General features: G+C 46.3%; 20 protein-coding genes. 1 reads left to right on the plus strand and 19 read right to left on the minus strand.

All coding sequences use genetic code 11. The annotated features are described in order from the left end of the window. Positions 1-4: 4 nt before the first annotated feature. From pflB to ACTNDQ_RS05830, 5 genes are all read right to left on the minus strand, one after another. Entirely contained in the window at positions 5-2,266 is a 2,262-nt protein-coding gene (gene pflB, locus ACTNDQ_RS05810; protein ID WP_227589026.1) for a formate C-acetyltransferase, read from the minus strand. 968 nt (positions 2,267-3,234) lie between these two features. Beyond that, positions 3,235-3,957 carry an amino acid ABC transporter ATP-binding protein gene (locus ACTNDQ_RS05815; protein WP_118625124.1) on the minus strand — a complete coding sequence of 241 codons (723 nt, stop codon included), beginning with the start codon at positions 3,955-3,957 and terminating at the stop codon, positions 3,235-3,237. After that, a complete protein-coding gene (locus ACTNDQ_RS05820) occupies positions 3,950-5,452 on the minus strand; it encodes an ABC transporter permease subunit (RefSeq protein WP_022427099.1) in 1,503 nt (500 codons plus the stop codon). The genes ACTNDQ_RS05815 and ACTNDQ_RS05820 overlap by 8 nt, the downstream gene beginning before the upstream one ends. Positions 5,453-5,467: 15 nt before the next feature. Then, positions 5,468-6,325 (minus strand): PfkB family carbohydrate kinase, encoded by an 858-nt coding sequence (locus ACTNDQ_RS05825; RefSeq protein WP_441064106.1) that lies wholly within the window; start codon positions 6,323-6,325, stop codon positions 5,468-5,470. A 37-nt stretch (positions 6,326-6,362) separates the two neighbouring features. Next, positions 6,363-7,331, minus strand: coding sequence for an SIS domain-containing protein (locus ACTNDQ_RS05830; protein WP_015525336.1), 969 nt, complete (start codon positions 7,329-7,331; stop codon positions 6,363-6,365). 291 nt (positions 7,332-7,622) lie between these two features. On the opposite strand from ACTNDQ_RS05830, the gene ACTNDQ_RS05835 reads away from it, so the two are divergent. Next, positions 7,623-8,345, plus strand: coding sequence for a GntR family transcriptional regulator (locus tag ACTNDQ_RS05835; RefSeq protein WP_022427097.1), 723 nt, complete (start codon positions 7,623-7,625; stop codon positions 8,343-8,345). 146 nt (positions 8,346-8,491) lie between these two features. Here ACTNDQ_RS05835 and ACTNDQ_RS05840 read toward each other — a convergent pair whose 3' ends face one another. The 14 genes from ACTNDQ_RS05840 to ACTNDQ_RS05905 all read right to left on the minus strand — a co-directional run bounded on the left by ACTNDQ_RS05840 (position 8,492) and on the right by ACTNDQ_RS05905 (position 23,200). Next, a complete protein-coding gene (locus ACTNDQ_RS05840) occupies positions 8,492-9,487 on the minus strand; it encodes a D-alanyl-D-alanine carboxypeptidase family protein (protein WP_330664839.1) in 996 nt (331 codons plus the stop codon). A gap of 252 nt (positions 9,488-9,739) precedes the next feature. Continuing rightward, positions 9,740-10,435: a 50S ribosomal protein L1 gene (gene rplA, locus ACTNDQ_RS05845; RefSeq protein WP_015525334.1), complete on the minus strand. Its 696-nt coding sequence runs from the start codon at positions 10,433-10,435 to the stop codon at positions 9,740-9,742. A gap of 95 nt (positions 10,436-10,530) precedes the next feature. Continuing rightward, positions 10,531-10,956, minus strand: coding sequence for a 50S ribosomal protein L11 (gene rplK / locus ACTNDQ_RS05850; RefSeq protein ID WP_015525333.1), 426 nt, complete (start codon positions 10,954-10,956; stop codon positions 10,531-10,533). A gap of 68 nt (positions 10,957-11,024) precedes the next feature. Continuing rightward, positions 11,025-11,546, minus strand: a complete 522-nt coding sequence (gene nusG, locus ACTNDQ_RS05855) for a transcription termination/antitermination protein NusG (protein WP_015525332.1) — start codon at positions 11,544-11,546, stop codon at positions 11,025-11,027. 15 nt (positions 11,547-11,561) lie between these two features. After that, positions 11,562-11,768: a preprotein translocase subunit SecE gene (gene secE, locus ACTNDQ_RS05860; protein ID WP_021651261.1), complete on the minus strand. Its 207-nt coding sequence runs from the start codon at positions 11,766-11,768 to the stop codon at positions 11,562-11,564. Between the two features lie 25 nt (positions 11,769-11,793). Then, positions 11,794-11,943 carry a 50S ribosomal protein L33 gene (gene rpmG / locus ACTNDQ_RS05865; protein WP_044961412.1) on the minus strand — a complete coding sequence of 50 codons (150 nt, stop codon included), beginning with the start codon at positions 11,941-11,943 and terminating at the stop codon, positions 11,794-11,796. A gap of 248 nt (positions 11,944-12,191) precedes the next feature. Beyond that, the gene (locus ACTNDQ_RS05870; protein WP_278795579.1) at positions 12,192-12,929 is read right to left on the minus strand and encodes an SDR family NAD(P)-dependent oxidoreductase; all 738 of its coding nucleotides are present in this window, start codon (positions 12,927-12,929) and stop codon (positions 12,192-12,194) included. Position 12,930: 1 nt separating this feature from the next. Beyond that, positions 12,931-14,748, minus strand: coding sequence for a thiamine pyrophosphate-binding protein (locus tag ACTNDQ_RS05875; protein ID WP_288787078.1), 1,818 nt, complete (start codon positions 14,746-14,748; stop codon positions 12,931-12,933). Beyond that, positions 14,741-15,895, minus strand: coding sequence for a LicD family protein (locus ACTNDQ_RS05880; protein WP_329983031.1), 1,155 nt, complete (start codon positions 15,893-15,895; stop codon positions 14,741-14,743). The genes ACTNDQ_RS05875 and ACTNDQ_RS05880 overlap by 8 nt, the downstream gene beginning before the upstream one ends. A 31-nt stretch (positions 15,896-15,926) precedes the next feature. Continuing rightward, positions 15,927-18,206, minus strand: coding sequence for a LicD family protein (locus ACTNDQ_RS05885; protein WP_441064112.1), 2,280 nt, complete (start codon positions 18,204-18,206; stop codon positions 15,927-15,929). Between the two features lie 3 nt (positions 18,207-18,209). After that, positions 18,210-19,511: an adenylyltransferase/cytidyltransferase family protein gene (locus tag ACTNDQ_RS05890; RefSeq protein ID WP_441064114.1), complete on the minus strand. Its 1,302-nt coding sequence runs from the start codon at positions 19,509-19,511 to the stop codon at positions 18,210-18,212. Positions 19,512-19,518: 7 nt separating this feature from the next. Then, a complete protein-coding gene (locus ACTNDQ_RS05895) occupies positions 19,519-20,883 on the minus strand; it encodes an acyltransferase family protein (RefSeq protein ID WP_441064116.1) in 1,365 nt (454 codons plus the stop codon). 114 nt (positions 20,884-20,997) lie between these two features. Then, on the minus strand, positions 20,998-21,741 hold the full coding sequence (locus ACTNDQ_RS05900) for a glycosyltransferase family 2 protein (RefSeq protein WP_441064118.1): 744 nt from the start codon (positions 21,739-21,741) through the stop codon (positions 20,998-21,000). Between the two features lie 82 nt (positions 21,742-21,823). After that, entirely contained in the window at positions 21,824-23,200 is a 1,377-nt protein-coding gene (locus ACTNDQ_RS05905; RefSeq protein ID WP_021651254.1) for a sugar transferase, read from the minus strand. Positions 23,201-23,405 lie beyond the last annotated feature (205 nt).

The raw sequence follows: 23,405 nt of genomic DNA on the forward strand, positions 1-23,405 counted from the left end.
TTTATTACATCCTTTCGTGGCAGGTTCTTGCGATAACGTCAAGCTGCTGCTCTCTTGTAAGGTCGATAAACTTAACAGCGTATCCGGAAACACGGATCGTGAAGTTTGCATACTCCTCTTTTTCCGGATGCTCCATAGCATCGATAAGTTTCTCTTTACCGAATACGTTTACATTGAGGTGATGTGCACCACGGTCAAAGTATCCGTCAAGTACATTTACAAGATTCTCTGTACGCTCTTCCTCAGAATGGCCAAGTGCATCCGGGTTGATCGTCTGAGTATTGGAGATTCCGTCAAGGGCATCCTCATAGTCAAGCTTTGCAACAGAGTTCAGGGAAGCAAGAAGTCCGTTCTGCTCTGCGCCGTAAGACGGGTTTGCTCCCGGTGCCAGAGGCTCGCCGGCTTTTCTTCCGTCCGGAAGAGATCCTGTAGCTTTACCATAAACAACATTGGATGTGATGGTAAGGATGGATGTGGTTGGCTTGGAATCACGATAGGTATGGATGTGTTTCAGCTTCTCAAGGAATGTGGAAAGCAGAGTTGTTGCAATCTCGTCTGCTCTGTCATCATCGTTACCATAACGTGGGAAGTCACCCTCAACCTGGAAGTCTGTTGTGATTCCGTCCTCGTCACGGATTGCTTTTACTTTTGCATATTTGATAGCGGAAAGGGAATCTACTACGTGTGAGAATCCGGCGATACCTGTTGCGAAGGAACGGTCAACCTTTGTATCGATAAGTGCCATCTCAGCTGCCTCATAGTAGTATTTATCATGCATGTAGTGGATCATGTTCAGTGTTCCAACATACAGATGTGCAAGCCAGTCCATCATCTGGTCGTATTTTGCGATTACCTCATCATAGTCAAGATACTCGGAAGTGATCGGCTGGTACTGCGGTCCTACCTGCTGTTTTGTCTTCTCATCAACACCACCGTTGATCGCGTAAAGAAGACATTTTGCAAGGTTAGCACGAGCACCGAAGAACTGCATCTCTTTACCGGTCTCTGTAGCAGATACACAGCAGCAGATGCTGTAGTCATCGCCCCATACCGGACGCATAACATCATCGTTCTCATACTGGATGGAACTTGTTGTAACAGAGATGTCTGCTGCATATTTCTTGAAGTTCTCAGGCAGTCTTGAAGAGTAGAGAACTGTAAGGTTCGGCTCCGGAGCCGGTCCCATATCCTCAAGTGTATGAAGGAAACGATAGTCGTTCTTTGTTACCATGGAACGTCCGTCCTGTCCCATACCTGCTACTTCCAGAGTTGCCCATACCGGGTCACCGGAGAAGAGCTGGTTGTAAGACGGGATACGAGCGAATTTAACCATACGGAATTTCATTACGATATGGTCAACAAGCTCCTGTGCCTCTTTCTCTGTAAGAGTTCCGTTCTCAAGGTCTCTCTCAATATAGATATCAAGGAATGTGGAGATACGTCCAACACTCATTGCAGCTCCGTTCTGAGTTTTGATCGCTGCAAGATATCCGAAGTACAGCCACTGGAATGCTTCCTTTGCGTTCTTAGCCGGCTGGGAAATATCAAAGCCATAGATCTGAGCCATTTCTTTCATCTTCTTCAGAGCACGGATCTGATCTGCGATCTCCTCACGAAGCTGGAAGTCATAACGTCTCATACCCTGACGGTCGCATGCTGCGAAATCTTTCTCTTTACCTGCGATCAGATAATCAATTCCGTAAAGAGCAACTCGTCTGTAATCACCTACGATACGTCCACGTCCGTAAGTATCCGGAAGTCCTGTAAGGATCTTGTTGTGACGTGCTCTCTTCATCTCCGGTGTGTAGATATCGAATACACCCTGGTTGTGTGTTTTGAACTCATAGTTGTTGAAAACATCTTTGATCTTGTCGCTTACATGGTATCCGTAAGTCTCACATGCCTGCTCTGCCATTTTGATTCCGCCGTATGGCATGAAAGCACGTTTCAGAGGTTTGTCTGTCTGAAGACCTACAACCTGCTCCAGGTCTTTGAGTTCCTCATCGATATATCCAGGACCGTATGCTGTAATTCCTGTTACTACCTCTGTCTCCATATCAAGAACGCCGCCTTTAGCACGCTCTTCTTTCTGAAGCTCCTGAAGCTTGCCCCAGAGTTTATCTGTTGCCTCTGTTGGTGCTTCCAGAAAGGAAGCATCTCCATCATATGGTGTATAGTTCATACTGATGAAATTACGAACATCGATCTTCTCTTTCCAACGATCACCCTTAAAACCATTCCACTGTTCAAAATCAACTTTTGCCAATTTGTTACACATCCTTTCCTGTTGTCTCAATATTTCGTTCACTGCCCGCGCAGTTAGTAATATATAACATTTCTCATGACGACCATAAGATAACAGATTCCGGATTTAAAGTCAACAGCTTGGAAGTATGTTCTTTATAATATACAAGTAATTGTATTATTGATAAAAATAATGAGAAAATTGTACCAGATATTGTACAATGTCGGGCGTCTGACGGACGCTCCTGGGCGGAGGGCGTTTCCTTTCCAGGGGGGACACTTTGGCATGGGCAGGTTTGCGAGGGGGAAAGGCGCTCGGAGTTACGAAGCCCGCTTTTCCCCCTCGCGCTCCCCCTTTCCGGGCACGTCGCTGTTCTGCGCTGTGGTATGGGGTAGTGTATTGGCAAATACCTGTATGCTGCTGTATTGGTGGCGTCAGGCTGAGCCGATTTTTTTCCGCCGGACGGAAGGCGGTCTGCGCAGCAGACCTGTTCCTGGTGGTTGTTGTATTGCTGGCGCTAATCTGCTCCTGCCTGTTGTTCTATTGCTGGCGCTAATCTGCTCCTGCCTGCTGTATTGCTGGCGCTAATCTGCTCCTGCCTGCTGTATTGCTGGTGCTCACTTGCTCCCGTCTGTTGTCACATCACTGGCATAGACATACTTCTGCCTGTCGCTGTATTGACGGCGCTCACTTGCTCCCGTCTGTTGTCACATCACTGGCATAGACATACTTCCATTAACAACAGGGAACAGGCCCGCTGCGCGGGCCGCTTTCCCGTCCGGCGAAACAAAAATCGGCTCAGCCTGACACTGCCAATACAGCAGCATACAGGACTAAGCCGATAAATTCCCACACTCCAAGGCGTAGCACAGCGGCGTGCCCGGAGGGGTGGGGTGTGGGGAGGGGAAACGGGCTTCGCAACTCCGAGTGCCTCCCCTCCCCACGAATTTCCCCGTTTTTTCAAAACAGAACTTTTTTACCCAAAAAATCTACAACACTTTGGAAAGAAACTCCTTCGTCCTTTCCTCTCGAGGATCCCCAAACAGTTCTTTCGGATTTCTATCCTCAAGAATCACCCCATCATCCATAAAAAGCACTCTGTCGCTGACCTCCCTTGCAAAGCCCATCTCATGGGTAACCACCAGCATGGTCATACCTTCTTTTGCAAGCTCCTTCATAACCTCAAGAACCTCTCCGACCATCTCCGGATCAAGAGCTGATGTTGGTTCATCGAACAGAAGCACCTGGGGATTCATTGCAAGGGCTCTGGCAATGGCAACCCTCTGCTTCTGTCCGCCTGAAAGCTTTCCGGGATAGACATCGGCTTTTTCTTCAAGGCCGACTCTTTTCAAAAGAACCCTCGCCTTCTGATCAGCTTCCGCTGCATTCCATTTGCCAAGGCGCACCGGCGCAAGGGTGATATTTTTCAATACTGTCATATTTGGAAACAGATTAAAATGCTGAAAAACCATTCCCACATTTTCCCTGAATTTATCTACATCCAGCTTCGGATCCAGAAGCTGCTGTCCGTTTACGGTGATCTCGCCTTCCTCCGGTTTTTCCAGAAGGTTCAGACATCGCAGAAATGTAGATTTTCCGGAGCCGGACGGACCGATGATGCAGATACACTCACCCTTGTTTACGTGAGTTGTGATTCCCTTTAATACGTGTACGTCCCCGAAGGACTTTTTCAGATTTTTAACATCAATCACTTTCTCTCAGTCTCCTTTCAAATCTCTTCAGCAGAAGGCTCAGGCACTTCACGATCAGATAGTACATGATACCTGCAACGATCAGCGGTATGAACATCTGATAAGTACGGGAAGAAACATAGCTTGCCGCTTTTGTCAGATCCATGATACCCACATAGCCCAAAATAGATGTTTCTTTGATCAGCTGGATAAACTCATTACCCATTGCCGGAAGGATGGTTTTTACAGCCTGCGGAATGATAATGAAACGCATGGTATCCTTATACCCAAGGCCCAGAGAACGACCAGCCTCGCTCTGGCCCTTGTCTACAGATAAAATACCTCCGCGGATAACCTCGGAAACATATGCACCGCTGTTGATACCGAAGCTGACCACTGCTGCCACATATCCCAGCCTGCTGTGGAACACTGCAAAATAGATGATCATCAGCTGAAGGACTGACGGTGTTCCACGGATCACATCAACATAAATATCCGCGATCGTGGAAAGAATGGTTCTTCTGCCTTTTTTCGCAGCTCCAAGCCGTACCAAAGCCACTACAAGACCGATCAGGATACCTACGATCACTGACAAAAGGGAAACGATCAGCGTAATCCCAAGACCGTTAATATAAAACTTCCAACGATTATCCTGAAGGAAAATAAAGCTTAAAAGTCCCAGAAAACCATCGGTTGCTGCTACATCTGTCACATCCTCGCTGTTTTCAAGTGTGTCCACAAAATACTTCTGATAAAGATCATCATATTCCCCGGATTTTTTAACTTTTGCAAGCCCGTCATTGATGATCTGGACAAGCTCTGTGTTTCCTTTTTCAATACAGAAAACAGTATCCTCTGCTGTACTTGGCACGGACTCATACTGCAGGTCTGAGTTCTGTTTGCAGTAGATCTCAGCCATGATATTGTCGATCAGAACTGCATCTGCTCCACCGTTTTTCAGCTCCATGACTGCACTGGAAGCGTTTTTAAATCTTTTTACTTTGGCATCCTTAACTTCACCGTAATCAGTAGTCTCGCCGGATGCGATCATATCACTCTGTGCACCCTCCAGAACTGCAACGGTTTTTCCGGACATCTCCTCAAAATCCTTGATCGGATTATCCTTACGACTGATGATGCACTGTGTACCGGTGTAATAAACATCGGAAAAATCAACGCTTTTTTTACGGTCCTCCGTAGGTCCGATCCCGGCTGCGATCACCTGTACATCGCCAGCCTCCATGGAACCCATCAGGGAATCAAAGGGCATATCCTTCCATACCAGCTTTACGTTTTCTTCCTTGGCGATCGCCTCCAGAAGATCGTAATCAAAACCTGTAATATTTCCATTATCATCCAGGTATTCAAACGGTGAATACTCTGCGTTCGTTCCTATGATGATGGTCTGCTGTTCTGCCGCTTTTACTGCCACTGCACTGCTGAAATACACCGGCAAAGCCATGATCATACACAGTACAAAACAGATAAGAGCTCTGCTTTTTCCATTGCGTCCCATTATTTTCCCCTCCTGCTATTCATATTTTTTTCCGTAGCCAAAAGCACCTTCCATGCCACAGATGCCCGCTGCAAAAGCAGCTGCCTCTTCAAGACTTTCACAGATCGCGGTTTCCTCCGCCATGCCGTTTTTCATTCTTCCGATATACCCGGTAAGGAAAGATGCGATCAGTGAATCCCCGGCGCCAAGAGTATCTTTTACTTCCGTAAGCGGCGCTGCCGGCTGTCGGTAAAAATTCCTTCCGTCATAAAGAATGCAGCCCCTGGCTCCTCTGGAGGCCATGGCAAGCTTCGGCCCCATGGAGATGATCTTTTTCAGATGCTCTTCTGCCTCCTGGTCAGTTCCGTCAAAGGAGCAAAATGCGTAAGTAACCTCCGGTGCTGTTTTTTCATAATATTCCTCTGTGGAATCATCGGAAAAGTCAAAAGAAACCTGAATTCCCGCCTCTTTGATCTTATGCAGCTCTTCCTCCGTAAAAGAGTAATTTCCGCTATGTACCACATCAAAGCCTTTCATATATTCCAGATCAAAACGATCAAGGATATACGGTGTTTTTCCACGGATACCACCATCATTAAAATCCAGGAACTCACGGTCTCCGTCTTTTAATGTGATCCTGGAATAACCGTTCTCGCCGTGCAGCTGTCTGCACTTTACGGTTTCCACGCCGATTTTTTCCAGTGTATCCATGATCAGTTCTGCTCTGTCGTCATCTCCGAAATATCCCATATACGCAGTTTTTTCACATCCGGCCATCTTTCCGTAAACACTGACGTTTACGCAGTTTCCGCCTGGATACATGGTTTTCAGATGATCATAGATATCCACTACATTGTCTCCGAAGCCAAGAAGCTTTGTACTGTATTTACTCATATTTTCCCTTTCTCTGTGCACAGGCACAGCAGCACCTTTAGTACTCTACAACGCCCATATATCTTCTCATATCCAGCGGATGACGGCGTTTATCCTGGAGAGCGGTACGGTAAACGGTCGTCATGGTGTAGAACAGCATCGGAGTAAAATATTCCACGCAGCTGTCATCAATTGCTTCCATACCAAGCTTATCTGCATCGATCACTTCGTATTTCTTTCCGTATTTTTCAAGGAAAGTCAGCACACGCTCATCCATCATACGATTTCTGCCCCGGCTCATCATAAGGATATACAGATGATCCTCATCCGTTACCTCAAACGGTCCGTGGAAATATTCCGCACTGTTCAGATATCCGCAATCCATCCACTGCATTTCCTGAAGTGAGCAGATCGCAAAGCCATATGCCTGAGAATAGGAGGCTCCCGATGCCATAATATAAAGGTTCGGTTCCTCTGAATATTTTTCTGCAAAAAGCCATGCTGCATTCTGCTGATCCTTCACTGCTGCTGCAATAACATCATCGATCTTTTCAAAGCCTTCCACGATCTTATCGTAAAGCTTATATCCCGGCTCCTGTACCTTCATCAGCTCATTAAGAATACGAAGTACGATTCCCTGAGGCTTCTCTGCTTCCTTTACCCCCGGTGCCCAGTCGTATACAACGGAGATCCATTTATCTGTATCACATGGGGAACCTGGCGCATGTGTCATTGTAACAACAGCCGCACCTGCATCCATTCCTGTTTTTGCTGCCTCCAGACACTCCTTTGTCTTGCCACTGTGGGAGCAGATGATCAGAAGACTGTCTTTTCCCAGCTTCTTCGGCGGTGTCAGTGCAAACTCTCTTGCAGGGATCCACTGTGCATCCATCACTGCGGATTCCGCACGGACAAAATAATATCCCGGATACAGATCCACAAGAGATCCTCCGCATGCAAGAAAATACACATTTTTGATTGTTCCATGCTCTTTGTTGATCTTATTTACGATTTTTACTGCGTCCATTTTCATCCTCCGGTTTTCGTGGAAATTCGTCTGGTAATCCTCTGAATCCATTGAAAATACAGGTTTTTTTCGGATTTTCAGATGAATTTCTCCTTCTTGTACTTTTGCATTTTACCTTTTTGAAGAATATAACATATTATAACGTTATAGTAAAGAGTATATTCATGATTTATGATTAATTATTCATCCAATTCCATTCTGACGCACTGCAGAGGTTTGTCCCTTACTGGACAAATACATCCGCACTATAGTAAAATATCTTTTATGAACAACCTCAGAAAGGATATTTTCATGTTAAATAAAAATTCGATCCAGCCGCTTTACAAGCAGCTTATGGATATCATCACCCAGCAGATCAAAAACGGTACTTATAAGCCCGGAGAAAAAATCCCTCCTGAGCCGGAGCTTGCCGATCTTTACCATGTCAGCCGGATCACTGTCCGACGTACCGTGGAGGAGCTTTGCACACAGGGCTATCTTATCAAGCATCAGGGAAAAGGAACCTTTGTAAAATCCCCCATGATCTTCCGGAAATTTGAATCCCAGAAAAATATGAGCTTTTCCGAATCCTGCCGTCAGAATGACCGGATTCCGGAATCTCACGTACTGTCCTTCTGCAAAAAACCTGCGAACAGCGTAACCTCTGATTTTCTGCAGCTTACTTCGGATGAGGAAGTTTTTTTCCTGGAACGTCTTCTTCTGGCTGACAGTATTCCGGTTATTGATGTCCACACCTGGCTCCCCACACGGCTTTTCCCGGATTTTGATCCGAACGCTGTAGAAAACGGTTCTTTTTTTGAATATATCAAAAACACCTACCGCTGTACGATCGCAGAATCCAGCCGCAGCACCATTTCTGTTACTGCAGCCTCCCCGGATATGGCAAAAACTTTGCGTCTGTCTTCCGGCGATCCCGTGCTGATCCTGGATTCCTATATGGAAGCTCCTGATGGAAATCCGCTTTACATCAGCCGTGAATACATTGCAGGTTCCCGCTATACGATTTCATTTTGAAGAATCAAAAAAACGGCACAGAAGTGTTATGCTGCCAATACAGCAGCATACACCTCTGTGCCAGTGTTTATTTATCCAAAAACATTACTGTTCACTCCGTTCTCCGTAACACGCTTCGTGATGCACAGAATCTATCCTTTATCTTTTCAGGACTCCGATCCATCACTGCCTGTCATCTGTGCCTCAATGGCCTTTCCAAGGCGGTTATAGATCGTCACCGCATCCTCCACATGGAGTGGGCTTCCGGTATTTCCCGATGCGCCTGCCGTTACCAGTATGTATTCCCTGTCGTAGACCTCTGCAAAGCTTGCAAGACACAGACCCGCCTCACTGGTATATCCTGTCTTGCCGCCCAGGATCTTGCCGCCGGTAACGGAAGGGTCAGAAAGATTTTTGAACATGGTACTGTAATATGTGATCCCGATGGGATGGATATTCGTCACTCCTGTGGAATGCCGCGGGCTCTCAATGATCTCTCTGAACGTATCGTTCCGAAGCGCATACCTGAGCAGCACCGCAATATCTCTCACTGTACTGTAATGATCCGGATCATGAAGCCCTGTCGTATCACAGAAATGTGTACCATTCATTCCAATCCTCTGTGCCTTCTTATTCATCAGCTCCACAAATCCATCCCTGGAACCGCCTACGGTATCCGCCAGTGCGATACAACACTCCGCACCGGATGGCAGCATGGCACCATAAAGAAGGTCGATGGCCCGCACGGTCTCACCGGGCTGAAAGCCTGCCTGGGTGGCATCCTGCTCATAAAGCCCCTGGAACATTTCCTGGGTCAGAGTGATCTCCTGATCCAGATCATCCAGGTTCTCAATAGCCACGATCACCGTCATGATCTTCGTCATGGAAGCCGGATAGATCTTCTCATCGCCCTTCATATTTCCGATGATCTTTCCGCCTTTTACCTGCATCAGCACTGCGTAGGGACTGTTGATACCGCTCATCTCAAGCTTACGGACAACCGGTCTCTGCAGAGACTCCATCCAGTCACCTACCCCTTTATTCCAGCCGATGATCACTACAAGTGTCAGGATCACGATAGCCTCTACCACCAGGCAGAGTATCATTTTTATTTTGTTTACCTGTTTTTTTATTTTCTTCGCTTTACGCTTTTTTGATCTCAATTTATACTCCCTGTTCCGACAAATTCATCTGTAAGTTTTACTTACAGAAACGTTTTCCCCATCTTTTTTATATTAACATGATTATTATTTTCTTCTGTAAAATCTATATGAAAAAGCTCTGATGAGCTTTCGGTCTGTTACAACTCTGTTTGTGCCTTATTGTAGGATTTTTGCCCCCAAAAATCAAGGTGTATAAATGTATAAAAAAATACCCCATACAAAGTTTCCTCTGTACAGGGTATTTAAAATTTATTACTGAGCTAATTTAATCGGGTTAAGCTTAACACCAGGTCCCATTGTCGGAGCGATTGTAACGCTCTTCAGATACTGACCTTTCAGTGTGCTAGGTCTAGCCTTTGTGATAGCTCCCATAAGCGTCTGGAAGTTGTCGCTTAACTGCTCCTCGGTAAAGGAAGCCTTTCCGATCGGAACATGGATGATGTTGGATTTGTCAAGACGATACTCGATCTTACCTGCTTTAATGTCGTTAACAGCTTTTGTTACGTCCATTGTTACAGTACCAGCTTTCGGGTTTGGCATTAAACCTTTCGGTCCAAGTACACGACCAAGACGACCTACAACGCCCATCATATCCGGTGTTGCAACTACAACGTCAAAGTCAAGCCATCCCTCGTTCTGGATCTTCGGAATGAGGTCCTCAGCTCCTACGAAGTCTGCTCCTGCTGCCTTTGCCTCTTCTGCCTTAGCATCTTTAGCAAATACAAGTACACGAACTTTTTTACCTGTTCCGTGTGGCAGAACAACTGCTCCACGGATCTGCTGATCTGCGTGACGTCCATCGCAGCCTGTACGGATGTGAACTTCGATGGTCTCGTCGAACTTAGCTACAGCTGCTTTTTTAACAAGGCTGATAGCCTCTGGTGCATCATATAATGTTGCGCGGTCTACTGCTTTCGCAGCTTCCACATATTTCTTTCCTCGTTTCATTTCTATAACCTCCTGTGGTATTTGCGGGGAAAAGCCCTCCCACTTGAAAATTTCACTTTTTCTACGGGAACCCCGAACTTAAGCTTCGGTATTTATTAGTCTACGACTTCGATTCCCATACTTCTTGCTGTACCGGCGATCATGCTCATAGCAGCCTCGATGGATGCTGCGTTGAGGTCTTTCATCTTCAGCTCAGCGATCTCCTGAACCTGTGCCTTAGTAACTTTAGCTACTTTGGTCTTGTTCGGTGTACCGGAACCAGATTTGATGTTTGCAGCTTTCTTAAGAAGAACTGCTGCCGGCGGAGTCTTGGTTATGAAGCTGAAACTTCTGTCAGCGTAAACAGTGATGACAACCGGGATGATAAGATCTCCCTGATCAGCTGTTCTTGCGTTGAACTCCTTAGTAAACTGTACGATGTTTACACCATGCTGTCCAAGAGCCGGACCTACAGGTGGTGCTGGAGTTGCTTTACCAGCCGGAATCTGTAATTTGATATATCCTGTTACTTTCTTTGCCATTTTCGGCACCTCCTATGTGGTATTGGCGGGGGTGTGTCCCTCCCACTTGCTGTTACCTTGTTTTTGAATTACTCAGCTTTTTTGATTTCTGTGAAACTTATTTCTACCGGTGTTTCACGACCGAAAAGCTCAACATTGATCGTTACCGTCTGTTTCTGCATGTTGATACCTGTGATCACACCTGCGGTATCTTTCCATGCACCACCGGTAACGACTACCATGTCGCCCTCTGCGAAGTCCACTTCGATATCCGGTTTCTGGATACCAAGCGGCATCATTTCCTCTTCTGTAAGAGGCACAGGCTTTGATCCCGGTCCTACGAATCCTGTAACACCGCGGGTATTACGGACAACGTACCAGGTATCGTCATTCATCACCATATTGAGAAGCACATAGCCTGGAAACATCTTTTTCTGAACCTGTCTTGAGGTTCCGTTCTTCATCTCCACTACATCCTGCAGCGGAACACGTACCTCCAGGATCTGGTCTTCCAGGTGTCTGTTCTCGATCGTCTTTTCAATGTTGGCTTTTACCTTGTTCTCATACCCGGAATAGGTATGGACAACGTACCATTTTGCTGCTTCTGACATATAATCACCTTGTCCTTACTTCATTAAGAAATTAATGCATTCCAGAATTCCGGAATCCATTACACTGATAACCACTGCCAGGATGATCGTGATGATCACGACCACAACAGTCTGCTTTGCCAGTGTGGGACGGTCTGTCCAGACAATCTTCTCAAATTCTGACTGAAGTCCCTGAAACCAACTTTTCTTCTGCGGCTTATCCTCAGATTTCTGTTTTTCCATAGCATAACCTCACAAATCTCTGTGATTACTTTGTTTCCTTGTGCAGAGTGTGTGTATGACAGAACTTACAGTATTTCTTGGTCTCCATTCTCTCAGGATGGTTCTTTTTCTCCTTCGTCATATTGTAGTTACGCTGCTTGCACTCGGTGCATGCTAATGTAATCTTAACGCGCACAACTTCCACCTCCAGTGTTTTCATTTGCACGGTCTTCTATGCCGCCCGGAACGTATATCCGTCGTCATTTTCGGGCATAAAAAAAAAGACCTAACTTCCATGTCGCTCGTCAATTTTATCACAGAGCAGGTGTGCAAGTCAAGCCTTTTTCGCTTAAATATAAAGAAAGATAAAGAAAGTCATAAGAAGCCCCTTATGTGCAGGCACAACGTATCTTCTTCTGTCTTCCTGCACACTTTCAACTTCTATTAAAAGTAGTCATAACCACCGTGGATATCCACCACACTGCCGTTCATATATCCGTTAGACAGCACTGCATAAGCCATATCCGCCACTTCCTCCACAGTTCCAAACCTGTGGAGTGCGATCTTCCGGTTGATACGGTCGTAGCTCTCCTGGGTGCGGGCGCTGTGCCACGGAGTTTCGATGAAGCCAGGTGCAATAGCGTTGACTGTGATGCCCTTTGGCTCAAATTCCTTTACCAGGGATCTTGTCAGGAAATGGATGGCTGCCTTGGTGACTCCATATACAAGGGAGGAAGAATACGCCTGCTGTCCTGCATAGGAACCGGTAAAGAGCACACTGCCGCCCTCCACCATCATGGCTCTCAGCTCTTTGACCATAAATACAGGTACGGAAAGATTGGTGTTTACGATCCGTGTCCACTCCTCAAAGCTGTAGTCTTCATATTTTGCGTAGGTGCTGATGCCGGCATTGCTTACAAGCCAGTCAATATGGTCTGTCTGCTTTTTCAGCTCCTCCACAAAAACCATCATCTCTTCATAGGAAGACATATCTGCCTTTATCAAAGTCACCTGAGATCTTTTTTCCTCAGGAAGGCTCTCCTGAAACGACAGTGCCTTCTTCTCATCATGTCCATATGTTACGAAGATCCTGTCAGTTTTTGCTGACTCTGCCAGGATCTTTTCGGCGATCCCTCTTCCGATTCCGGAGGTACCGCCTGTGATCACAGTTATTTTTCCCATTTTACAGCTCCATCAGTTCATCAAATATCGGTTTCGGTATATAAGGCTGCTGATTGTGGATCGGCTCACCCAGACAGGTCTTCGGGTATGCGTAGGTTCCATGCTCCAGCATGATCTCCAGAAGCCCCGGCCCGTTCTGCTCCAGGAATCCACCGGCATATTTTTCCACGTCTTCTCCCTGGATGCGCTTTGCAGGAATTCCGTAGGCCTGCGCCACATCTGTAAAATCGCAGGACGAGAATCCGCTGCCATCGGAGGTATCCGCATATACACAGTCAAAATAATCTCTCTGAAGATGACGGATCATTCCCAGCGCCTCATTATTCATTACGATCATCTTCACCGGGATATTCTCGCGCTTCACCCACTGCAGCTCCTGGATATTCATCTGGAAGGCTCCGTCTCCGCAGATACATGCCACCGGCTTGCCGGTAGCATAATAAGCTCCGATAGCCGCCGGAAGTGCATATCCCATAGCACCATGTCCGCCGGAAAAAAGTGTCTTCTGCCCCTGCTGATTGTGGAAGGACTGATAGCTCCATACCATATGCTGTCCCACATCCACAGCAACCGCTCCGGTATCGGAAAGCTGATCACTCAAATATGCGATCATGCGGTTCGGATAACGCTGCGGTGTCTCATCGTCCACTTTCCAGAGTTCCTTACGGATCTTCTGGCAGACAGCAAACCATTCCTCATAAGAACCGATCTGTGCATGCTGCTCTGTCAGCTTACGCACCACAGTCTCTGCGCTGACGCAAAAGCATTTCTCATCTTCTCTTCCCTCATGGATCTCTCTTTGAAGATTATAAGGATCAATATCCACACGGATGATTTCGGCATTCTTCGCAAACTCATGAACCTTAGTACCAATCTGACGGGTACACAGGGAAATTCCAAAGCAGAGCAGAAGGTCGCTTTTTGCATTGGCGATCATATTTGCATACCGGTGTCCGTAGGCACCTCCGATGCACCCGAAGTTCAAAGGATCATCAAAGCTCAGTGCGGACCGGGCAAGTACGCTTGTGATCACCGGAATGTGATGGGCACGCGCCAGATCTGTGAGCATTTTTTCTGCTTCTCCGGAAGCTCCGTGACCGATCATAAATACCGGCCGTTTTGCAGTCCTGATCTTATTCAGAATATATTCTGCCGCCTCTGCTCCATCAGAAGAATCCGCCTTTGCAACTGCATCCCTGTAAAAGGCTGCCCCGTTTTCCGGATCATTTTTTCCATATACAGCTGTCTCGATCTCTTCCTCGGAAAATTCCATATCATAAACCGGGTCTTCCACCTCGCCTCTCTGCACGTTCATGGGAAGATCGATAAGAACCGGTCCCTTTCGACCTGTATTGGCAATCTGCCATGCAAGATTCAGTTCACGAACGATATTTTTCGGATCACGGACCTGCACCGCGTACTTGGTTACCGGCTTTGCCATGGAAACCATATCGATCTCCTGAAAGCCCTGCTGACGAAGGCCTGTAATACCGGAATATTCATAGGTATTCAGCTGTCCGGTGATAAAGATCACCGGAAGAGAATCGAAATACGCATCTGCCACACCGGAAAGCAGATTGGCAGCTCCCGGACCACTGGTGGCATAGGCACAGCCGCAGGCATTCTTTGCCTGAGCATAACCGCAGGCGGCAAAAGCAGCTCCCTGCTCATGATAGCTGGAATGACTTCTTGCATGGGGATTCTTCTCAATGGAATCTACCAGATGTGCGATCATGGTTCCCTGATATCCAAAGAAATCATGGATCCCTTTTTTCTGCAAAAATTCCACAACATAATCTGTAAGCTTGACCTTAGACATATTTTTTTACCTTCTCCATATACGAGATCCTTCCTGTTTTTTCCAGATACTTAAGATACAGGTCAAAAACCTCCGGATCTGTTTCAAATGCTTCTTCATATTTCAGACAGCGATCATTCATCCTGGTATATCCTGCAAATGCTTTTTCCAGTTCCACATAATCTTCATTTTTGAAGAGATTACGGATATAGCTGAGCTTTTTGCGATAAGCCAGTGCACAGGTATATTTTTCCCCGCAGAATTTTGCATAATCCCAGCACTGTGCAAGATATTCCCGGTAATTCATTCCAAACTGCCTGCGCTTTTCCCTTTTCTTCCTGACAGAAGCAAATTTCTTCAGTTCCTTTGACTGCTGCAGAAATTCCTCACATGGGATCAGTGTGCTGCACACCACCAGCGAGCCGGGAACATAGTTTTCCATTGACTTATTTCGATAATTTTTGCCGTAGGCCCGGGTGAGATAGCTGTCTGTGTTTCCCGGGACCATAAAGGATTCTCCTCCAAGCATTGCCTCCCCGGGATTTTCAAAAATATGCGCAGGAAAATAAAGATTCTGGTCAAAATATCGGAGTACATAGGTTTTTGCGCCATCCTGCGGCTGCCGGAGCAGATCCCGGAATATGCTCTTTGCCAGCCAGCCTCGTCCGCAAAGAGAAAGGACTCGCACCATCCAGATACATCCCAGCTCACGCCGGTTTCGCCACTTGCCTTTTTTCCCGTAGATCCTTTTCCATCCATCTTCGCGCATACGGTTCCAGAGGTATTTTCCCTTTGGGCCATATTCACACTGCAGCGGAAGGATATTGATTCCCAGTCCCGGATGTTTGTATTTTCCGTACTCGTCCAGCTTATAAAACAACGTATCTTTATCTGTATAACGCAGAAAAAATCCGGGGAAACGGCTGTTATTCTCCATAGATTCCAAAGCTCTGCGCAGCTCCGGTTCTTCGTCAAAGATGTTTTTAAACCGGGCCATATCACCGGTCTTCATATAAATATCATTGCTTGCCGGATTCATGGGAAAAGGGCGCTCCGTTACCGCACAGAGGGTAAGATACGGAGAAAGATAATATGTGATCTTATTTTTTCTGCATATGGTATCTATTTCTTTTAGAAGTTCCAGTACTTTCTGCTGTTCTCTGTTCAATACACTCTGCCTCGTTTCTGTTGATCTGTCATTACAGGATCCGCTTCAGAAGCTTCTGAAGCTCCTCCTGACTTTTATACTTATCCAGCCAGCTGTTCAGAAATTCTGTCACGTCTGCCTTCTTTGCGAAAAATCCGGTACGCCGGCTTCCATCGTAAAGATCCTCCAGGAAAATCCTGGAAAGCTCATTTTTTATATAGGGATGCGGCTCATGATCCAATGCAAGGAAATAATTTTCGAAGGCTTCCCGGGTACGCCCCTGTTTCTTCCGGATATCTCCCAGAAGCTTGTATACCTCTCCCTGCCATTCCTTATGGACCAGAAAGCTGCGGATCTCCTCTGCCAGATATTCCATCTCGCCCTCTTCTTCACTGCACAGGATCCTGGTACGGCCCTCTGCCAGTGCTTTGGGATAGCCGAATCTCTGCCATGCACAGGTAAGTGCCTCTTTGTACACCGGCTCCTCAAGGGTTCCCTCCCTTGGAGAATTACCGGTGATCCCCAGTTCTTTGCAAAGCTCCCTCACCAGCTCTTCCAGCTCCCCTTTTGTACGGACGGAAGATACCTTCGCAAGATAAAGAGCGCCTCTGATCTCCTCATCCTCCGGCATCAGTCTGCTCCAGAATTCCATCAGAGAGAGTGCTTCTGATCTTCTCTGGCTTCCAAGCAGATCCCGACAGTCCCGGATCGCCTGGGACTTCTGTTTTTTCAGGAATTTATCCAGTTCCAGCTGCACAATGCCATTACTGGTGCATTCTCTGGCTTTCAGATACTCTGCCATTGCTTCGTTCCGGAGGCCCTTTTTCCAGAGAAGATCCCCCTTATATTTTATAAAATATCCATCCTGGGGAAATACTCTCAGGCAGTAAGACAGAAATTTCTCCGCTTCAGAAGCATTCTGCGGTCCTTCCAGGCGCTCCATCACAAACCGGCATTTAAATTTCAGGAATCCCGGAGCATCCGGATATTTTCTGAGAAGATCATCCACGATCGCCTCTGCTTCCTGCATTTCTTTAAATTCATAGTGGCTGGCTGCTTTTCGGAAACGTCGGATATCCTCCACTGTCTGCTCCATTTCCGGAGTAAGATGATCCATTTTCTTGCGTACCTCGTACATACGGTATGCCTTGGAAACACGCTCCTGATAGATCAGTGTCAGCATGGCCGCCTGAAAAGCCTCATCCTCCAGCGGGATCAGGATCGGATGATAGAACGGACGGATCCCGTTAAAATCCTCACGCCCGATAAACTCCATGCTGAGCTGTACACGGTAATACTCCTCAAAGATCTCACCAAGCACATCATATCTTCTCTCTTTCAGCAGGGTCTCCGCTGTTTTTTCGGATCTCATCAGCCGGGCAGACACATCCCGGGCTACAACACCGGCTTTGATCCTTCTTCGTCTGTCATCCTGTTTATGGTCTCCCTTTGCCATAAGAAGGCAGTAGAATTTGCGGAAAAGCATCTGTCTGCGGATACGTTTTTTGTCGATCCTTGGCATATATTCATCCCGCACCTCCTGATAGCTGGCGCCCGGAACATCAACAGACTCATGAGATTCTCTTTCCCCATGAGGCGGTATATAGGACCATTCGTCCCCGTAATGCCAGATCAGATAATCACTGGTCCTGTGAGGGATCATAACCTTTTCGCCCTCAAAGTCCATATATTTTACAGGGAACATCATATCCTTGTCAAAAAGAAACGGGCAGCCTCCCCATCGCATGGCATAGCGGCTGCACTCCTCTTCTTTATAAGAAAACATGATCTTCTCCAATTTCTTTAAGGTTCTGTCCTTTCCGCAGAAGGTATAGCGGAAAAGCCAGTACAGATACCGCCAGGGAGAAATTTCCCATCTGACTCCCACGACCATGCTGATATTCAGAAGTTCCGTATAGATCATCATATGGTCCCGGTATTTCTCATACTCACGGTCATCATCCGGAATGGGATCCAGAGTCAGTACGTCAATGATCTCACCAGCCTTGTCGTCTCCTATGATCTGATGCTTGTGGATCGCACAGGTATCCGTACTTCCGTAGCGCGGAAAACCGTTGGTATAATTACGGTCCACTTCTGCACAATAAACCGCCCGGTTCGGCGGCATCTCGTTCTGACATATTTCTACAAATTTATCCCAGTCACTTTTGGGCATGTAAATGTCCACATCATCGTCCCATGGGATAAAGCCTTCATTTCGAAGAACACCGATCAGAGTACCTCCGGCCATTACATATCTAAGATCATGCTTTTTGCAGATCGCGTCAACCTCCCGGAAGAGCTGCAAAAGAAGCTTCTGTTTTTCTGTCATCTGTCAACCTCTTTGATTAATTATTTTCAAAAGCTCAGCCAGAGTTTCTGATTCTTCATAAAAAAATCTCGTACATTCTGTCCGTCTGTCACGGATCATGATGACCAGCTCCTGAAGCAGATAGCGAAGACCATTTCCCTCAAAATTAAAGCTGTAGCGTTTCAGGAATTCCTGACCTTCTATTTTGGCTTCAAAATATCCGGTATTCCACCAGTCACCGGGTACGGTGATACGCCCCCTGGTTCCGATGATCGCAAGCTCGTTTTCCACATCCACCGTTGTTCCGATCTCAATGGTCGCCAGTGCCCGGAGATACTTCATCGTGATCATATCATAAATAAAGCAGCTGTCACTGCTTTTCACCGCATTGCTCTTCACCTCCAGGTAATCCTTACCGAGAAGCTTGATGCATGCACACAGCGCCTGGCTGACTGTTTCGCTGAAATTTTTTCCGCCCTCAAAATCATCCTGAGAAATCGCGCATTTTACAGCTACCACATCTCCCACAAGCGCTCCATGTGTCAGCCAGACAAGCTGCGTAAACGCGCGCAGATAGACCATGGTAAGCTTCTCTACCAGAACAACCTGATGTGCCTTTGCCAGTGCAAACAGCTCTCTTATCTCTTCCGGCTCCAGAGCCATAGGCGTGTCACTGATCACATATTTATCACATTCCAGTGCCTTTCGGATATAATCTGCCCTGTTTTTCAGACCGGATCGGATATAAATGATATCCAGTCCTTCCAGAAACTGTCCGTAATCTGTACCATAAGAGTCAAGTTCGTATCTGTCACAGAATTCTCTCGCAACAAAAACGTCCTCGGAATACACACTTTCTACATGCAGTCCGCTGACATACTTGGACTCCATCACCATTTCGTTGTCCTCTGCATCATCCGTAACAATGCCCATGCTGTAGATCATACCCTCACTTCTGAGCTTGGTACTGGAAATATTTTTGGTACGTTCCAGATAAACGACCTCACAGTAATTCTTCAGATAATCAAATTTGCCACGCCAGTCCGAACCGACTACCAGAAGGTCGATATTGTATTTTGTAATATCATTTAGCTTCTGCCCCTGATATTCCTCTACAATGATCTCATCCGCAAAACCGGTCTTGCGGACATTTTCGATACGCTTCAGAAGGCTGTCCTGTACATTCAGCTTGCCGCGTTCGATATCATAGCTTTCACTGGTGACACCCACAACAAGATAATCCCCCAGCTCCCTGGCTCTTTTCAGAATATTGTAATGTCCCTGGTGGAACAGATCAAAGGTACCGTAAGTAATGACTTTTTTCATTATTAATTTAATCCTGCGCTTTCTCTTCTTTATTTTTCAAAAGCACTTCCATTCCCCCCTGCGGTTCTGTGATCTCTAATATATCATCCAGGTCCTGGAGCTGCTCAAATTCCTGTGGAGCTCCGGCATCATCCATGCCTTCCTCCATCTCAAGATCCTCATCTACAAAGAAATCCTCGTCACGGATTTCTTCCGTCTCTTCTGTCTCATGTTCCAGTACAGCCGCCACATCGTCCTTCACCTTACGTGCATCCTCCTCGTCCAGAGTTGCCGCAAGCTCCTCAATGGCTTTCTTTCTTTTCAGTATGATCTCATAACGGTCATCTTCATCATATTCATCCTCAAGTCCTTCATCCTGCACCTGCTTCTCACGTTTGAACAGAATAAATGTAAGCAGGTTCAGTACCCCTCCGTAGAGGAAAGATACCGGCTTGCTTCCAAGGATCAGCACAAGCACCCAGGATACTCCGAAAAGCACCCAGACATTCAGCATCTGCGGGATGCTGAGAAGAAGCAGGCCGTTGAGTACGATCATGATCGGATAATGGAAAAAATAAATCCCCATGGTATTTCTTCCAACAAAGGTAACCGGCAGCTTCACATCCGGGATCAATGCCAGAAGCGTCAGCACCAGCACAAAAGATACCAGATACATCAGAAGGCGGATCAGCATTCCTGTGATATCATCCATTCCCGATAACTGATACGTATGATTCCCACGGAAAATATCTACCGGGATCTCATTGGCGATCATAAAATTCGGAACTGCATACAAAAGCAGGGCTGAAACCAGGAGCAGGATCCATTTACCCTTGAATTTACGGACCACGTCTGTGTAATCACTCTTCCACAGATAGCCTGCCACAAAAAACGGAAAAAATACAACGATCCTGGAGCTTGAAAGATAGGTCGTAAATTCCGGTCTTGTTCCTGCCCACAATGCAAAAATAATGCTCAGAGGCACGATAAAACGTATCTTGCCAAGTGCTTCGATAGTCAGCCTGTAGATAAACAGTGCCAGCACATACCACATAACTGTTCCGGACGGACGGAGCAGCTCATAATCCATGCTTCTGCCAGTCCAGATATACGCATACCAGGTCAGACTGTATCCAAGAATATAAGGGATCAGCAGATTCTTCACATTCTTCAGTACATCCTGTGGCTTCTTGGAAAGATATCCCGATATAAAAATAAAAGCAGGCATGTGAAAAATGGTGATCCCATACCATACATAACGCACCACCATGTCCACCTTGACCAGCTGAAATGCGATCAGATGATTAAATACGACAAGAAAGATCAGTACTACTTTAATGTTATCGACCAGGTAAGAATACGGCACTCCCTGGTTATCCGTTCTCTGTTTCATTTGTTTCCACCTTGTAATATTTGATAAAAGTATGAATAAATAATAACATATATTTATGAATTTGGAAATAAAAAATTAATATATGTCAGAATTATTCACCTCTTCCAGAATTTTTCAACGGTATTTCCATATCCCGTGGAACGCATAGGAAACAAAGAAAAACAGACTCTTCAGCGGACCATATCCTACATACCGATACACCTGATAAGTCATTGCCGCAGACTTCAGCTTATTTCTGGATTTTCCCCCTTCACTGAGTCGGTATTTCAGGTAAGGTCTGTTGATCCCTGCTGCAAATCCTCCCTTTCTCAGGATCCGGAGCCAGGTAATGTAATCTTCATGGCTGTCATCATGCTCCATCGGAAACGCAAGTGCATCTTCTCTTCGCAGCAATACGGAAGAGCAGTTGATGCTGTTATGCTTCAGAAGCTCCCTGTATGTGATCCGTTCCTTTACCGGAATATATTTGCCGGTAGTGCGCCCATCCGGCGTCATCAGCTCTCTTCCGGTGGAGCAGATCGCACAGCCGGTCTGTTCCATAACCTCTGTCTGGACTTTCAGCTTGCCCTTTTCCCACCAGTCATCCGCATCCAGAAATGCGATATATTTTCCCCGGGCTTCCTTTACGCCCCGGTTTCTGGAACGGGCAGCACCCATATTCTGTTCATTTCGGATATAACGGATCTTTCCGCTGTCCATATATTTCATTACAGCAAGCTCTGTGCCGTCTGCAGAACAGTCATCAATGACCAGCACTTCTACCGGAACCTCCTGTCCCAGTGCTGATTCGATCGCTTTTCCAATATATCTTTCCCCGTTATATACGGGCATCACTACGGAAACCAACGGCTTTTCCATAAAAACAACCTCCGTCCTCTCTATCCACAAAATGCGCGTCAGGATGATCTGCCGCAGCCTGACACGCATTTCGTTTCGTTACTTATTTTTTGTCTTCGGAATCCTTAAGAGCGTTCTTCTGATTATCATCCACGCCCTCGGAAACTTCTTTCTGGAAAAAGATCTTTACAGTCATAAACAGAAGCTTGATATCCAGAAGGAATGAATAATTTTCAATATAAAACAGATCCAGCTTCAGCTTATCATACGGTGTGGTGTTATATTTGCCATATACCTGAGCATAACCGGTCAATCCGGCTTTTACCTTAAGACGATAGTGGAATTCCGGGATTTCCTGCTCATATTCCTGCATGATCACATCTCGTTCCGGACGTGGACCTACAAGAGACATATCACCCATAAACACGTTAAACAGCTGGGGAAGCTCATCCAGATGCAGGTTACGCAGAACATGTCCTACCGGTGTGATACGGGAATCGTGCTTGGACGCAAGACGTGCTCCGTTCTTCTCGGAATCCACACACATGCTTCGGAATTTCCGGATGCGGAATTCCTTTCCCTGATAGGTAAGACGATCCTGGAGATAAAATACCGGACCGCCGTCATAAGCCTTCACCGCAATGGCAATGATCAGCATGATGGGTGAGGATACGATGATCCCAAGTCCGGAAACAATGATATCCAGAACTCTCTTGGCTGCACGCTGCTCCATGGAAAGTCCCTGATTCCTGCACATCAGAAGCGGCGTATCAAACAGATGGATCCTGTCTGTTCCAAGCAGGATGATATCGGAAATCTTCGGGCTCATATAGCAGCGGATGGAATGAGAAAAACAGTATTTCAGATACTTGTTTCGGATCTGGGACGGAAGATCCCAGATGATCACGCCTTCATAATCTTCCATCATGGCATGGATCTTCTCTTCGCCCTCACGGATATGAACCTTACCGCTGATATCGTATTTATCCTTTCGGGTGTTCATCTTGTGGATCACATCACCGGGATCACGGTCTCCGTAGATCACCAGCAGCCTTCTGGCTCCGTACAGTCTGGAGTAAATATACCTGGAGCCCCAGATCCACAGTACCGTCACAACAAGCTGGACTCCGGTCATTTCGATCACCGGTCTGGCCGACATAAACCATCTGTTGATCAGTGTGATCTGAAAATACGTCACAACATTGGTACAGATCGTTGCCAGCGTCAATGAATAAAATACATCGATACGCTTCAGATAGCCTACCTTCAGACCTCCGTAAAGCTTGGCAAACATCAGATAGATCAGCGCATAGATCAGTATCATTACCCAGTTACCTTTTCTCCAGAATGGCTTCAGGATCAGGTCACTGTAAAAATCATACCATACATAAGCAAAGATCGCTGCCTGTGCGATCACGATCAGACTTGCCAGACAAAATACCACAAATCTCTTATAATCTTCTCTTTTACTTCTATTCACAGATTTTTCTTCCTTCCTGAGGAGTAGATATTAACTTCATCATTATAGCCAATATATACTCTTACGTCCAGAGATTCCTCTGATTTTTCTCCTGATATTTTCCTGTCAGGATGTTTTTTTCCGTGACTATAGCAAAAATCCCCTGGAGTTTATCCGGGGATTTTTGGCTGTATATATTTATTTTTCTTTTTCAGTTTCCACGCCT

Source organism: Blautia massiliensis (ex Liu et al. 2021), assembly GCF_052064225.1.
In the GTDB taxonomy this organism is placed as follows: Bacteria; Bacillota; Clostridia; order Lachnospirales; family Lachnospiraceae; genus Blautia_A; species Blautia_A fusiformis.